12 protein-coding genes and 1 riboswitch are annotated in these 13,687 nt (G+C 65.0%); of the genes, 8 read left to right on the plus strand and 4 right to left on the minus strand.

Annotated features, from left to right (window positions below):
* Nucleotides 1–4 precede the first annotated feature (4 nt).
* Together mmsA and chvE are read right to left on the minus strand one after the other, a co-directional pair.
* On the minus strand, nt 5–1,534 hold the full coding sequence (mmsA, locus tag C563_RS0111030) for a multiple monosaccharide ABC transporter ATP-binding protein (RefSeq protein WP_018762111.1): 1,530 nt from the start codon (nt 1,532–1,534) through the stop codon (nt 5–7).
* 99 nt (nt 1,535–1,633) lie between these two features.
* Nucleotides 1,634–2,761: a multiple monosaccharide ABC transporter substrate-binding protein gene (gene chvE, locus C563_RS0111035; RefSeq protein WP_018762112.1), complete on the minus strand. Its 1,128-nt coding sequence runs from the start codon at nt 2,759–2,761 to the stop codon at nt 1,634–1,636.
* 269 nt (nt 2,762–3,030) lie between these two features.
* Here chvE and araB point away from each other — a divergent pair, with 269 nt between their 5' ends.
* The 6 genes from araB (at nt 3,031) to C563_RS0111065 (ending at nt 8,758) form a co-directional block, all read left to right on the plus strand.
* Complete coding sequence (gene araB / locus C563_RS0111040) at nt 3,031–4,779, plus strand: ribulokinase (protein WP_018762113.1); 1,749 nt, start codon at nt 3,031–3,033, stop codon at nt 4,777–4,779.
* Nucleotides 4,776–5,504: an L-ribulose-5-phosphate 4-epimerase gene (locus tag C563_RS0111045; RefSeq protein ID WP_018762114.1), complete on the plus strand. Its 729-nt coding sequence runs from the start codon at nt 4,776–4,778 to the stop codon at nt 5,502–5,504. Before araB ends, C563_RS0111045 begins: the two co-directional genes overlap by 4 nt.
* Before the next feature lie 26 nt (nt 5,505–5,530).
* Nucleotides 5,531–7,051, plus strand: a complete 1,521-nt coding sequence (gene araA / locus C563_RS0111050; RefSeq protein WP_018762115.1) for an L-arabinose isomerase — start codon at nt 5,531–5,533, stop codon at nt 7,049–7,051.
* Between the two features lie 4 nt (nt 7,052–7,055).
* The gene (locus C563_RS0111055) at nt 7,056–8,078 is read left to right on the plus strand and encodes a LacI family DNA-binding transcriptional regulator (protein ID WP_231369877.1); all 1,023 of its coding nucleotides are present in this window, start codon (nt 7,056–7,058) and stop codon (nt 8,076–8,078) included.
* Between the two features lie 81 nt (nt 8,079–8,159).
* Nucleotides 8,160–8,351 (plus strand): hypothetical protein, encoded by a 192-nt coding sequence (locus C563_RS0111060; RefSeq protein ID WP_018762117.1) that lies wholly within the window; start codon nt 8,160–8,162, stop codon nt 8,349–8,351.
* Between the two features lie 104 nt (nt 8,352–8,455).
* On the plus strand, nt 8,456–8,758 hold the full coding sequence (locus C563_RS0111065) for a DUF4193 domain-containing protein (RefSeq protein WP_018762118.1): 303 nt from the start codon (nt 8,456–8,458) through the stop codon (nt 8,756–8,758).
* Between the two features lie 154 nt (nt 8,759–8,912).
* Here C563_RS0111065 and C563_RS0111070 read toward each other — a convergent pair whose 3' ends face one another.
* Nucleotides 8,913–10,469 carry an APC family permease gene (locus tag C563_RS0111070; protein ID WP_018762119.1) on the minus strand — a complete coding sequence of 519 codons (1,557 nt, stop codon included), beginning with the start codon at nt 10,467–10,469 and terminating at the stop codon, nt 8,913–8,915.
* A 221-nt stretch (nt 10,470–10,690) separates the two neighbouring features.
* Between C563_RS0111070 and C563_RS0111075 the strand changes: the two genes are divergently transcribed.
* Nucleotides 10,691–11,170 (plus strand): Dps family protein, encoded by a 480-nt coding sequence (locus tag C563_RS0111075; protein WP_018762120.1) that lies wholly within the window; start codon nt 10,691–10,693, stop codon nt 11,168–11,170.
* A 75-nt stretch (nt 11,171–11,245) separates the two neighbouring features.
* Here the strand turns inward: C563_RS0111075 and C563_RS0111080 are convergent, their stop codons facing one another.
* Nucleotides 11,246–12,805 carry an MFS transporter gene (locus C563_RS0111080; protein ID WP_026264684.1) on the minus strand — a complete coding sequence of 520 codons (1,560 nt, stop codon included), beginning with the start codon at nt 12,803–12,805 and terminating at the stop codon, nt 11,246–11,248.
* A gap of 83 nt (nt 12,806–12,888) precedes the next feature.
* Between C563_RS0111080 and C563_RS0111085 the strand changes: the two genes are divergently transcribed.
* The gene (locus C563_RS0111085; protein WP_026264685.1) at nt 12,889–13,425 is read left to right on the plus strand and encodes a TetR/AcrR family transcriptional regulator; all 537 of its coding nucleotides are present in this window, start codon (nt 12,889–12,891) and stop codon (nt 13,423–13,425) included.
* A gap of 109 nt (nt 13,426–13,534) precedes the next feature.
* Nucleotides 13,535–13,631: riboswitch (glycine riboswitch) on the plus strand.
* Nucleotides 13,632–13,687 lie beyond the last annotated feature (56 nt).

Raw genomic sequence — 13,687 nt, forward strand, 5'->3', positions numbered from 1 at the left:
TTCGCTATTCCTTCTCTTTGGTCATGTAATGCATCAGTGATTCCTGGGTGGCCTCGGCGATGGGCACTTCACCGGTGACATGGCCGGCGGCGAGGGTGTAGATGCGGTCGCAGATACCCAGAAGCTCGGGAAGTTCCGAGGAAATGACGATGACGGCCTTTCCTTCGGCCGCGAGCCTGGCAATGATCGTGTAGATCTCATACTTGGCGCCGACGTCGATGCCTCGGGTGGGTTCATCAAGGATGAGGACGTCCGGGTCGGAGAACATCCACTTGCTCAGGACCACCTTCTGCTGGTTGCCGCCGGAGAGCTTCCCGGTGATGGCGGCGACGGAGGGTGCCTTGATGTTCATGCTGGTGCGGTAGCCGTTAGCTACCACGGTCTCCTGGTTTTTGTCGACGAATCCGCGCTTCGCGAGCTTGCGCAGCGATGCCAGCGAGATATTGCGCTTGATGTCCTCGATCAGGTTCAGGCCGTAGTGCTTGCGGTCCTCCGTGGCGTAGGCAATGCCGTGCCTGATCGCGTCCGAGACGGTGGACGTATTGATCTCCTCGCCGTACTTGTAAACCTTGCCTGAGGTGGCCGTGCCGTAAGTGCGGCCAAACACGCTCATGGCCAGTTCCGTCCGGCCGGCGCCCATGAGCCCGGCAAGGCCCACGACTTCGCCCTTCCTGACGTGCAGGTTGGCGTTGCTGACTACCATGCGGGCGTGGTCCTGCGGGTGGCGGACGGACCAGTCTTCGATCCGGAGGACTTCCGCGCCGATGTTCGGCTCGCGTTCCGGGTAGAGGCTCTCAAGGTCACGGCCCACCATGCCGCGGATGATCCGCTCTTGGGTGATCTGGCCTTCATCGAGCCGAAGGGTCTCAATGGTCTTGCCATCGCGGATGATGGTGACAGCGTCTGCCACCTTGCGGATCTCGTTGAGCTTATGGCTGATGATGATGCTGGTGACGCCTTGGCCCTTCAAGTGGAGGATCAGGTCCAGCAGGTGGCCGGAGTCCTCATCGTTGAGGGCTGCCGTGGGCTCGTCCAGGATGAGCAGCTTCACTTCCTTGGACAGCGCTTTGGCGATTTCCACGAGTTGCTGCTTGCCCACGCTGATGTGCTGTACCGGGGTGACGGGGTTTTCATCGAGTCCCACGCGGGCCAGCAGTTTTGCTGCCTCCAGGTTGGTCTTCCGCCAGTCCACCCATCCCTTGGTGGCCTGTTCGTTGCCGAGGTAGATGTTCTCGGCGATGGAAAGGTACGGGCTCAGCGCGAGTTCCTGGTGGATGATCACGATGCCCCGCTTCTCGCTGTCCGAGATGCTGGCGAAATTGCAGGGTTCGTTTTCGAACAGGATTTCCCCGTCGAACGTGTTGTGCGCGTATACGCCGGACAACACCTTCATGAGCGTTGATTTGCCGGCGCCGTTCTCACCGCAGATGGCATGGACTTCTCCACGGTTCACATCAAGGGTGACATCCTGCAGCGCCTTCACGCCCGGGAACGTCTTTGTGATTCCTCGCATCTGAAGAATGGGTGTGTTCATCGTCAATTCCCACTGACTGGTCGAATCTTGGCCTTCCTGCTGCTGCAGGAGGTTGCGGGAGGGGCTGCGGCCGGACGGCCGGCCGCAGCCCCCGGCTGTCTACTTGACGTCGGCGTCGGTGTAGTAACCCGAGTCGATCAGTTCCTTCTTGTAGTTGTCCTTGGTGATGATCACGGACTTCAGCAGGTAAGCGGGGACAACCTTGACCTTGTTGTTGTAGGTCGTGGTGTCATTGGTTTCCGGTTCCTGGCCCTTGAGGACGGCGTCCACCATCTTGACCGCCTGGGCGCCGAGCTGCCGGGTGTCCTTGAAGATGGTGGAGTACTGCTCGCCGGCAACGATGGACTTCACGGAGCCCTTCTCGGCATCCTGGCCCGTGACGACCGGCAGGCTTCCCTTGGCGTAGCCGCCGGTGCTGGTGAGGGCCGAGATGATGCCGATGGACAGTCCGTCATAGGGGGACAGGACGCCGTTCAGCTTGGTACCTGAGCTGTAGGCGGACGTGAGGATATCCTCCATGCGCTTCTGCGCCACGGGTGCTTGCCAGCGGAGGATCGCGGCCTGTTCAAACTTGGTCTGGCCGCTGGGGACCTTCAGGGTGCCGGCATCCATGTACGGCTTGAGGGTGTCCATGGCGCCGGTCCAGAAGAAGTTGGCGTTGTTGTCGTCAGGGCTTCCGGCGAAGAGTTCGACGTTGAACGGACCCTTGCCGTCCACTTTCTTGCCACTGGCGTCAAGGAGCCCCAGGCCGGTCAGCAGCGAGGTGGCCTGCTGGACGCCCACCGTGTAGTTGTCGAATGTGGTGTAGTAGTCCACGTTCGGGGTGCCGTTGATGAGGCGGTCGTACGCGATCACTTTGACGTTCTGCTCCTTGGCCTTGGCCAGGACATCGGTCAGGGTGGTGCCGTCAATGGCGGCGATGATCAGCGACTTGGCGCCTTTGGTCAGCATGTTTTCGATCTGCGAGACCTGGGTGGGGATGTCGTCATTGGCGAACTGGAGGTCTGTCTTGTAGCCAAGGTCCTTGAGCGACTTCTCGACGTTGGCGCCATCGGCAATCCAACGCTCGGATGTCTGCGTGGGCATCGAGATCCCAACCAGCGAGTCGGCGGGCTTCGCCGCGCCGCTGGATTCGGTTGCCGTGCCACGTGAGCCGCAACCGGTGGCGCCCACCGTCAGCGCGAGGACAAGGGCCACCGCGCCCACGATTTTTTTGATTCTCACCATTTTCTCCTTCCGCGGCAGCACTGCCGCGAAGTGTTATTGGACGAGGCAGCAGCGATGCTCCCTGGTCCTGGCCACATTGTTGATGTGTCGGTTCAATATAGACTGATTTGTGAACGCTAACAAGAGGCGGCTATCAAGTGCATGAACCTGCTTGAATTTCATTGACTTCTGCTTTGTTAGCGTTCACACTTGCTGCAGCGCTTAGCTCGACCGTGACCCCTAGACAACCCCGGCAATGAGGCCCCTGCCTCCCGGGCGGAGGCAACCGAATGCCAGATACATCCTTCAGTTCCAACCCTGACCTCTGCGTCGTCGGCGTGGATTACGGAACCCTTTCCGGCCGTGCCGTGGTGGTGCGTGTCCGCGACGGCAAGGAACTTGGGAGTGCGGTCCATGCGTATCCGCACGCGGTGGTCACCGACGTCCTGCCACGTGACACAGCGGGCGACGACGGCGCGCGGCTTCCCGGGGAGTGGGCGCTTCAGGTGCCCAACGACTACCGGGAGGTGCTTCGCACTGCCGTCCCGGCAGCGGTGGCCGACGCCGGGATCGACCCGGCGGCCGTCGTCGGGATTGCCACGGACTTCACCGCCTGCACCATGGTGCCTGTCATGGCCGACGGCACCCCGCTGAACGAACTGCCGGGCTATGCCAACCGGCCGCACGCGTACGTGAAGTTGTGGCGCCACCACGCGGCGCAGGGGCAGGCCGACCGGATCAACCGGCTCGCCGCCGAACGCGGCGAGGACTGGCTTCCCAGGTATGGGGGGCTGATTTCCTCGGAGTGGGAATTCGCCAAGGGGCTGCAGCTGCTGGAAGAGGACCCCGAAGCCTACGCCGCAATGGACCGCTGGGTGGAGGCGGCGGACTGGATCGTCTGGCAGCTGTGCGGCAGGTATGTCCGCAATGCCTGCACGGCCGGCTACAAGGGCATCTACCAGGACGGGCGCTACCCCTCGGAGGATTTCCTGGCCGCCCTGAACCCGGAGTTCAAGGACTTCGTCAGCTCCAAACTCGAGCACACCATCGGCCGGCTGGGGGACGCCGCAGGGACCCTGACGGCGGAGGCTGCAGCCTGGACCGGGTTGCCGGAGGGCATCGCCGTGGCGGTGGGAAACGTTGACGCCCATGTGACGGCCCCGGCAGCGAAGGCGGTGGAACCGGGCCAGCTGGTGGCCATCATGGGCACCTCCACCTGCCACGTCATGAACGGCACGGAACTGCGTGAAGTGCCGGGAATGTGCGGGGCCGTTGACGGCGGCATCGTTCCCGGCCTGTGGGGCTACGAGGCGGGCCAGTCGGGCGTGGGAGACATCTTCGGCTGGTTCACGAAATACGGAGTCCCGCCCGAATACCACCAGGCGGCCGAAGCTGCCGGTCTGGGGATCCACGAATACCTCACCGAACTGGCCTCGCGGCAGGCCATCGGGGAGCACGGGCTGATAGGCCTGGACTGGCATTCCGGCAACCGGTCGGTCCTGGTGGACCACGAGCTCTCCGGCATCGTGGTGGGCCAGACGCTCGCCACCAGGCCCGAGGACACCTACCGGGCGCTTCTGGAAGCCACAGCCTTTGGAACCCGCACCATCGTGGACGCCTTCCGCGACGCCGGGGTTCCGGTCAAGGAATTCATCGTGGCCGGCGGCCTGCTCAAGAACAGGCTCCTGATGCAGATCTACGCAGATGCCACCGGCCTGCAGCTTTCCACTATCGGCTCGGAACAGGGCCCGGCCCTGGGGTCGGCGATTCACGCCGCCGTCGCGGCCGGCCACTATGCGGATATCCGCCAGGCTGCAGCGGCCATGGGCGCCGAACCCGGGGAGGTCTACACTCCAATCCCGGAAAACGTGGCCGCATACGAGGAACTCTTCCAGGAGTACAAAACCCTCCATGACTACTTTGGCCGGGGCAGCAACGACGTGATGCACCGGCTTAAGGCCATCCAGCGACGGGCCGCCAGTACGGTGCTGCCCGGTACCGGGTCCGCCGTCCACTCTGTCGTGGAGGTGTCCGCATGAGCGTCCGGCAGGGAACCGAAGCCGCAATCCTGGAAACCATCGCCCGGATCCGGGAAGACGTATGCGCCCTGCACGCAGAGCTAACCCGCTATGAACTGGTGGTGTGGACTGCGGGCAACGTCTCGGCCCGGGTGCCCGGCACCGACCTGATGGTCATCAAGCCGTCCGGCGTCAGCTACCAGGACCTGACCCCGGAGCAAATGGTCGTGACCGACCTGCACGGCACGCCGGTGAGGGGCACCAATGTGGGTGGCGGCGGCACGGTCGATTGGGGCAACCCGGCCCTGTCGCCGTCCTCGGATACTGCCGCGCACGCCTATGTGTACCGGCACATGCCCGAGGTGGGCGGGGTGGTGCACACGCACTCGACGTATGCCACCGCGTGGGCTGCGCGGGGTGAGGCCATCCCCTGTGTGCTCACCATGATGGGGGATGAGTTCGGCGGTTCCATCCCGGTGGGCCCGTTCGCGCTGATCGGCGACGATTCGATCGGCCACGGCATTGTGGAGACGCTGAAAAACTCGAACTCACCGGCGGTCCTGATGCAGAACCACGGCCCCTTCACCATCGGCAAGGACGCCCGTTCCGCCGTGAAGGCCGCCGTGATGTGCGAGGAAGTGGCCCGCACTGTCCATATCTCGCGGCAGCTCGGTGAACCCCTCCCGATCGACGCAGGCCATATCGACTCGCTCTACGCCCGCTACCAGAACGTCTACGGGCAGTAATCCCCAAACCTTTAACAGGAGTACGCATGAACACCGCAGCAAACACCAGCCTGGACGGCTACGAGGTCTGGTTCCTCACCGGCAGCCAGCACCTGTACGGGGAGGAAGTCCTCAAACAGGTGGCCGCCCAGTCCCAGGAGATCGCGAACCAGCTGAACGCCAGTTCCGCGGTCCCGGTGCGGATCGTCTGGAAGCCGGTCCTGACCGATTCGGATGCCATCCGCCGGACCGCGCTGGAAGCGAACGCCGATGACTCAGTCATCGGCGTGACGGCTTGGATGCACACCTTCAGCCCTGCCAAGATGTGGATCTCCGGCCTGGACCTGCTGCGCAAGCCACTGCTGCACCTGCACACCCAGGCCAACCGCGACCTGCCCTGGGCGGACATCGACTTCGACTTCATGAACCTGAACCAAGCCGCGCACGGGGACCGGGAGTTCGGGTACATCCAGTCCCGCCTCGGCATCGCCCGGAAGACCGTCGTCGGGCACGTCTCCAACCCCGAGGTCGCCCGCCAAGTGGGTTCCTGGCAGCGCGCGGCCGCCGGCTGGGCCGCCGTCCGCACCCTGAAGCTCACCCGCTTCGGCGACAACATGCGCAACGTCGCCGTCACCGAAGGTGACAAGACCGAGGCCGAGCTGCGCTTCGGCGTCGCGGTGAACACGTGGTCCGTCAACGAGCTCGCGGACGCCGTGCACGGCGCGGCGGAGGCCGACGTCGACGCCCTGGTGGCCGAGTACGAGGACCTGTACGACGTGGTGCCGGAGCTCCGCGCAGGCGCGGCCAGGCATGAATCGCTGCGGTACGGCGCCCGGATCGAACTGGGCCTGCGCAGCTTCCTCGAAGCCAATGGCTCCGCCGCGTTTACCACCTCCTTCGAAGACCTGGGGTCCCTCCGCCAACTGCCCGGCCTCGCGGTCCAGCGGCTCATGGCCGCCGGGTACGGCTTTGGCGCCGAAGGGGACTGGAAGACCGCCATCCTGGTGCGCGCCGCGAAGGTGATGGGTGCCGGCCTGCCCGGCGGCGCCTCCCTGATGGAGGACTACACGTACCACCTGGAACCGGGCGCGGAGAAGATCCTGGGCGCCCACATGCTGGAGGTCTGCCCCTCGCTCACGGCGTCGAAGCCGCGCCTGGAAATCCACCCGCTGGGCATCGGCGGCAAAGAGGACCCGGTCCGGCTGGTGTTCGACGCCGATGCCTCCCCGGGCGTCGTCGTCGCCCTGTCCGACATGCGCGACCGCTTCCGCCTGGTGGCCAACGCCGTCGACGTGGTTCCCCTGGACCAGCCGCTGCCCAACCTCCCCGTGGCCCGCGCGCTCTGGCAGCCGAAGCCGGACTTCGCCACGTCCGCCGCCGCCTGGCTCACGGCCGGCGCCGCCCACCACACCGTGCTCTCCACCCAGGTGGGCATGGAGGTGTTCGAGGACTTCGCCGAGATCGCCAAGACCGAACTCCTGACCATCGACGAGGGCACCACCATCCGCCAGTTCAAGAAGGACCTGAACTGGAACGCCGCCTACTACAAACTCGCCGGCGGGATCTGATTCCGTGGCGCAGCCCGGCTACCGGCCCCGGCGGCGGCTGCCAAGGCTTGAGGACGTGGCGGGGCTGGCAGGGGTCTCGCACCAAACCGTCTCGCGGGTGGTCAACAAGCACACCAACGTCAGCAAGGAGACCCGGCACAAGGTGGAAGCGGCGATTGCCGAACTCGGCTACCGCCGCAATACAGCAGCACGCAGCCTGGTCACCCGGCGCTCGCAGACCATCGGCGTCCTGGGCAGCGAGTTGTCGCAGTACGGCCCGGCCAACACCTTGCTGGGAGTTGAACGGGCCGCGCGGGACGCGGGATATTTTGTCAGCGTCGCTGCGCTGCGGGAAGTCACCAGGGACACGATCCTGGACGCGGTGAGGCACTTCCTGGACCAAGCGGTGGACGGGATAGTCGTGATTGTTCCGCACCTGGCCACGTTGGCGGCCTTGGCGGAACTCGCTATCGGAGTGCCGGTAGTGGCCGTGGGGTCCGACGGGAATGACGCCGTTGGCGGTGTCCGGGTGGACCAGCGCAAGGGAGCCGAACTGGCCGTCCGGCACCTCATAGCGCAGGGCCACCGCCGGATCGGGCATGTCGCCGGGCCACAGGACTGGATTGACGCCGTGGCGCGGTCCGACGGCTGGCGTTCCGCCCTGGAAGCCGCCGGGCTCGAGGCGGATCTCCTGGTCGAGGGAGACTGGAGTGCGGGCAGCGGCTACGCCATTGGCCGTCGGCTGGCTGCTGACCGGCGCGCCACGGCCCTCTTCGTGGGCAACGACCAGATGGCATTGGGGATCCTGCGCGCCCTGAACGAAGCAGGCTTGGAGGTGCCGACGGACGTTTCCTTGGTGGGCTTCGACGACCAGCCCGAATCGGCATACTTCAGCCCTCCGCTGACCGTTGTCCGGCAGGACTTCGAAGAACTGGGCCAGCGCTGCATGGACATGATGCTCGGGGTACTCGGCGGTGCGGAAGGGCCCAGGACGCTGGTGGTGGAACCTGAGCTCATCCTGCGCAGCAGCACGGCCCCGCCCTGCTGAAGCAGCAGGAAGGCGCCGGAATTAATCCGGGGGAGACCGCCGCGAAACGTGGCCACAACAATTGCTGCGTAGGTTTCAGGCATGACGGCTACCTTGCTCACCCGGCTCCGCGACTGGGCCATTGCTACCTTTACCTGCGAATCAGAGTCCGAGGCCGCCGGCGCCATGGCCGATGCCACCCGGTGGGGGTGGCTTCCCGCCTTGAGTGGAGTCTCCGTCGGCGCCGACCATGCCCGCTCCGAACACCTGGGAAGGGTGTCCGGCCGCAACTGAATGTCTGCTTGGCCACACTATTGCGCCGGGGCCCGGATGATGCCCTAAACTGCTTCACTGAGGTGCCTGAATGGCGCTGTGCAGCAACGAAAGTGAACATGCTAATGGCTACCGATTACGATGCTCCACGCAAGCAGGAAGAGGAGTCTCCCGCTGACTCCCTGGAGGCCCTCCAGGCGTCCCGGAGCGGCAACGCGCAGACCGCAGTCATCGATGTCGACGAGAATGACACCGCTGAAGGCATCGACCTCCCCGGCGCCGATCTGTCCAACGAGGAACTCACCGTCATTGTGGTTCCCGAGCAGTCCGACGAGTTCACCTGCTCGTCCTGCTTCCTGGTCCGCCACCGGTCACAGGTGGCCCGCGAAAAGGACGGCCTGAAGTACTGCCGCGACTGCGAAGGCTGAGCCCCACCCGTTCTTCCCGGCGCCGGTTGCCCCTCCGGGGCGGCCGGCGCTGCTGTGTCTCCGGCCGCCGTCGTTACCAAAATACCCCTCCGTGACAACGGAAAAGGTGCCGTGCCCGGTTGGGGGCACGGCACCTTTTCGTGAACGCTTCGCCCTATTCCGGGACTACCAGGGCGGGCGTATCCTTCTTGAGCGTTTCGCCGCGGAAGAAGCCCGGGTGCGTGCGGGACATGACCAGCATGACGACGGCGCCCAGGGCCAGGATGCCTACGCCCAGGATGAACACCAGGCCCACGCCGAAGACCTCGGAACCGCTGCCGAACTCGGGCGCCAGGCTGTCCACGGCGGTCTGGACGAAGACCACGAACAACCCCACGCCGCCCACCACCGGGCAGACCAGCCTGAACACGAAGTGGCGCACGCTGTTGAACAGGCTGTGCCGGAAATACCAGGTGCAGGCCAGTGCGGTGAGGCCGTAGTAGAAGCAGATCATCAGGCCCAGCGCCAGGATGGTGTCGTTCAGGACGTTGTCGCTGACCACATGCATCACCGCGTAGAACCCGGCGGAGACGACGCCGGCCGCAATGGTGGCGAAGCCCGGCGTTGCGAACTTCCGGCTGATCCGGCTGAAGGGTTCCGGCAGGGCGCCGTAGTGGGCCATCGCCAGCAGGCTGCGGGACGGTGACATGAACGTGGACTGCAGGGAAGCGGCCGAGCTGGAGAGCACCGCCAGGGACATCAGGATGGCGAACGGGCCCATGATGGGAGAGGCCAGCGCCGTGAAGATGTTCTCGTGGTTCTCGGCGTTGTTCAAGCCGTTGCCGGTATCTCCCACGCCGGCGAACATCATGGTGGCGATGCTGACCAGGAGGTAGATGGCCAGGACGATGACCGCGGTGAGGGTGCCTGCCACGCCGGCGGTCTTTTTGCCGTTGGCGGTTTCCTCATTGACCGTCAGGCAGACGTCCCAGCCCCAGTACACGAAGATCGACAGGGAGATGCCGGCGGCAACCTGGCCGAAGGTCTCGATTTTGGTGACGTCGAACCAGTCCCAGCTGAACGGGATGGCGGTCTCCGAGGTGGACCAGTTGGCGAATGCCATGGCGACGAAGAGGCCCAGCACCAGCAGCTGGAATCCCACCAGGCTGTACTGCACCATTTTGGTGGTGTGCATGCCGCGGTAGCTGACCCAGACGGCCAGTGCCACGAATACGAAGCACGTGACGACGTTGAGCGCCTTGTTGTCCGCCAGGTCTGCCAGCTCGGCGGAGCCTGTGACCTGGGACAGGAAGAGATAGAAGAAGTCGACGGCGACGCCGGCCAGGTTGGACAGCACGATGATGTTGGCGGCCAGCAGGCCCCAGCCACCCATCCAGCCGATCCAGGGGCCGAACGCTTTGGTGACCCAGGTAAAGGTGGTGCCGCTGTCCGGGGAATCGGCGTTGAGTTCCCGGTAGGCGAGCGAGACCAGGATCATGGGGATGAAACCGATCAGGAAGATGACTGGCAGTTGGAGCCCGGCTTCGTTGACGGTGGGTCCAAGCGCGCTGGTAAGCGTGTAGGCGGGGGCAATGGTTGAAATGCCCAGGACGACGACGGCCAGCAGGCCGAGCTGCCCGCCCTTGAGTCCCTTGGCGCTGACGCCGCCCGTGGACGGTGCGTGGGCGTGGGGGCCGGATTTGGAGGTACTGGTGCGGATTGTCTCTGTCATGGCACCACTTTCTGAAAGGCTGTGAGACGGAGGTCACTATATGAATGGCGTTCATTTAGTATGAGGGTGCCGGCCCTGTGATGCAAGACGCAATATGAACCACATTCGTATATGACTGATTTCCTCAATTAGTAAGCTCACTGAGAAATTTCCGGATTGCCGGCCGCGGGGCAGCCCACGGCTGGTAGCGTCAGCCATATTGGACCACTTGAGGAGGATGCATGAAAGCTTCACCGACACTGACCAACAACCTGCAGGCAGTCCTGGCCGACCTGATCGAACTCCACATCCAGGGCAAGCAGGCGCACTGGAACATCGTGGGCACCAACTTCCGCGACCTGCACCTCCAGCTCGATGAGATTGTTGACGCTGCCCGCCAGTTCGCCGACGATACTGCCGAGCGGATGCGCGCCCTGCACGCCCTCCCGGACGGCCGCAGCTCCACCGTTGCCGAAACCACCAGCCTGGCCCAGTTCCCTGACGGGCTGATCAGCACTGCGGACGCCATTGAGCGGATCGTTGCCGCCATGGAAGCCGCTGTGGGCACCATGCGCAAGGTCCACGACGAGGTGGATGAGGAAGATCCCACCTCCGCGGACCTTTTGCACGAGTTCATCGCCCGGCTCGAGCAGTTTGCCTGGATGGTGCAGGCTGAAAACATGAAGCCAACCGCCAAGGTGACCACTGCCGACTCCAAGTAGGCCGAGCGTCCCGCACGAGGGCGCCCGGTACCGGAACTCATCCGGCACCGGGCGCCCTTTGCGGTCCCCGTGCGGTCAGGTGGCCTTGGGTACCTTCCGCAGCACGACGGCGGCGAGGACTGCCGCCGTCGCCATCAGTACCAGCCCAATTGCCGCCGTGATGTGCACGCCGGAATCGAACGCCGCCGCCGCAGCGTCCCGGACCGCGTCCGCCAGCGGACCGGGCAGGACGGCGGCCGCTTCCATGGCGCCGGCCAGCGTTTCCCCCGCGTTGTGCAGCGAGGCGCCCGGGAGCATGCCATCCAATCCGGCCGGGAGGCGCAGGTTGTGCTGGTAGGAGGCCGTCAGGATGGAGCCAAGGACGGCCGTCCCCAGCAGTGAGCCCACCTCGTAGCCGGTTTCGGAGATCGCCGCGGCGGCCCCTGACTTTTCCGGCGGCGCGGAGCCGAGGATGAGGTCATTCGAAATGGTCTCCGCCGTCCCCACGCCCAGCGCCAGGACCAGGAGCGCTGCCAGCAGCAGCGCGGGTCCGCCGTCGTGGTTTCCAAACGCCACCAGGGTGTATCCCGTGGCGCTGAACGCCAGCCCCGCCGCCACCACGTACCCAGGGCGGACCTTGCGAACCAGCGGCACCACCACCAAGCCGGCCGCCACCGTGGCTGCCAGCGCCGGAATCATCGCCACACCCGCCGCTGACGGGCTCAGGCCCTCAAGGAGCTGGAGGTGCTGGGCAAGGAACAGGATGAAGCCGTTGAAGGAAAACAGGGCCAGGATGTTGGCGCTGATGGCCATGCTGAACACCCGGTTCCGGAACAGCGACATATCCAGCAGGGGGTGTTCCAGGCGGTGCTGGCGCCGCACGAACACCACGCCCATCGCCAGGCCGAACGCCATGCTGCCAAGGCCCGCCAGGCCCGGACCTTCGGTGGCAACATCCTTGATGCCGTAGACCATGGGGACCATCACCAGCATGGACAACAGGATGCTCGGGACGTCCACTCTTCCCGGCGACGGGTCCTTGGATTCCGGGATCAAAGTTCGGCCCAGTGCCAGCAGGGGAACCATCAGGGGCACCGCCACCAGGAACACGGCGCCCCACCAGAAATGCTCCACCAGCCAGCCGCCGAAGATCGGCCCCAAGGCTGCGCCGCCGGAGAATCCGGCAGCCCAGATGGCGACGGCCATCCGCCGGCGGTTGGGCTCCGGGAAGATGTTGCGGATCAGCGACAAGGTGGAGGGCATCAGCATCGCCCCGAAGAACCCCAGTGCGGCCCGTCCGGCGATCAGCCACTCCGCGGAGGGCGCAAAAGCCGTTGCGGCGGACAATCCGGCAAAGCCCGTGCTGCCGATAATGAGCAGCCGGCGCCGCCCAATCCTGTCGCCAAGGCTTCCCATCGATACCAGGAGACCGGCCAATACCAGTGGATAAGCGTCAATAATCCACAACACGTGCACGCCGGAGGGTTCCAGGGCGCGGGTGATGGCGGGCAGGGCGAATGTCAGGGCGGTATTGTCCACGGCGACGAGCAGTACCGGGAACATCAGCAGCCCCAGTGCGAGCCAGTCGCGCCGCGGGGACCGCCCGGCCGCTCCGCCGCTGCGTGCAGGCGCCGAGGTCGAAGGGGAAGTCGTCATAAAATAACTATACCGTCCAGACGGTACAGTTTAAAACCTTGCCGTTTCCCTTTTCGACGCCGGCGGAAGGCATGATGGGAAGCATGCCCCGAAAGCCTTTAGCCCGTGATGCGGTCCTTGACGCCTTCGAAACCCTCTTGATCGACGTGGGGGAGCGGGCGGCCACGCTCGACGCGGTGGCCAAAAAGGCAGGCGTGTCCAAGGGGGGACTGCTGTACCACTTCCCCAACAAGGAAGCGCTCATCGAAGTGCTGCTGGACCGCCTGGACGGGCTGGCCAAAGAGGACGCCGACGCCATGGCCGCGGCCGCCGAGGGGGCGGCGGCCTACTTCATCCGCTCCTCCGTCTGGGCGGACACTCCGCTGGACCGGGCCATCGTTGCCGCCACCAGGCTGGCGGAAGTGGCGCACCAGGAAACGCGGCGCCGTTTCGCGGCCATCCAGCAGCGGTGGCTGGACGAGATCGCGGCCGACGTGGGGCCGGGGCTGGCCAAAGCGGTCTTGTATATGGGGGACGGGCTGTATTTCAACGCCATGTTGTCCGTGGGCCCGGCGCCGCAAGGGGGAGCGGCGGCTGACGTGGAGGAACTCCTGGCGGCCCTTGAGCGGCTTCGCAGGTAGCCTCCGCCATTTGCCGGGAAGGGTTGCGGCATAGGACAATGGAATGTTGTGAGGGCTGTCACCGGCCCGCATGATCCAGCACATGGCTGGTTTACAAGTGAATAGCCTTTGATCTGCGGCGGGAGAGTTCTGCCGGTGTACAGGCAGGCGCCGTAGGAGCAAATCCTCCCCAGGAATCTCGCAGGCCCCCGTACCGCCGCGGCGAGGCGCCTCTGGAAAGCAGCAGGCGGTTCCCATGACCCCCAATCGGGGATTCGGAGCC

It is taken from the genome of Arthrobacter sp. 135MFCol5.1, assembly GCF_000374865.1.
GTDB lineage: Bacteria > Actinomycetota > Actinomycetes > Actinomycetales > Micrococcaceae > Arthrobacter.

What these genes read in the sequence shown, in the direction of transcription:
- mmsA (WP_018762111.1), bottom strand. Translation starts at nt 1,534, where the DNA reads ATGAACACACCCATTCTTCAGATGCGAGGAATCACAAAGACGTTCCCG.
- chvE (WP_018762112.1), bottom strand. Translation starts at nt 2,761, where the DNA reads ATGGTGAGAATCAAAAAAATCGTGGGCGCGGTGGCCCTTGTCCTCGCG.
- araB (WP_018762113.1), top strand. Translation starts at nt 3,031, where the DNA reads ATGCCAGATACATCCTTCAGTTCCAACCCTGACCTCTGCGTCGTCGGC.
- C563_RS0111045 (WP_018762114.1), top strand. Translation starts at nt 4,776, where the DNA reads ATGAGCGTCCGGCAGGGAACCGAAGCCGCAATCCTGGAAACCATCGCC.
- araA (WP_018762115.1), top strand. Translation starts at nt 5,531, where the DNA reads ATGAACACCGCAGCAAACACCAGCCTGGACGGCTACGAGGTCTGGTTC.
- C563_RS0111060 (WP_018762117.1), top strand. Translation starts at nt 8,160, where the DNA reads ATGACGGCTACCTTGCTCACCCGGCTCCGCGACTGGGCCATTGCTACC.
- C563_RS0111065 (WP_018762118.1), top strand. Translation starts at nt 8,456, where the DNA reads ATGGCTACCGATTACGATGCTCCACGCAAGCAGGAAGAGGAGTCTCCC.
- C563_RS0111070 (WP_018762119.1), bottom strand. Translation starts at nt 10,469, where the DNA reads ATGACAGAGACAATCCGCACCAGTACCTCCAAATCCGGCCCCCACGCC.
- C563_RS0111075 (WP_018762120.1), top strand. Translation starts at nt 10,691, where the DNA reads ATGAAAGCTTCACCGACACTGACCAACAACCTGCAGGCAGTCCTGGCC.
- C563_RS0111080 (WP_026264684.1), bottom strand. Translation starts at nt 12,805, where the DNA reads ATGACGACTTCCCCTTCGACCTCGGCGCCTGCACGCAGCGGCGGAGCG.
- C563_RS0111085 (WP_026264685.1), top strand. Translation starts at nt 12,889, where the DNA reads ATGCCCCGAAAGCCTTTAGCCCGTGATGCGGTCCTTGACGCCTTCGAA.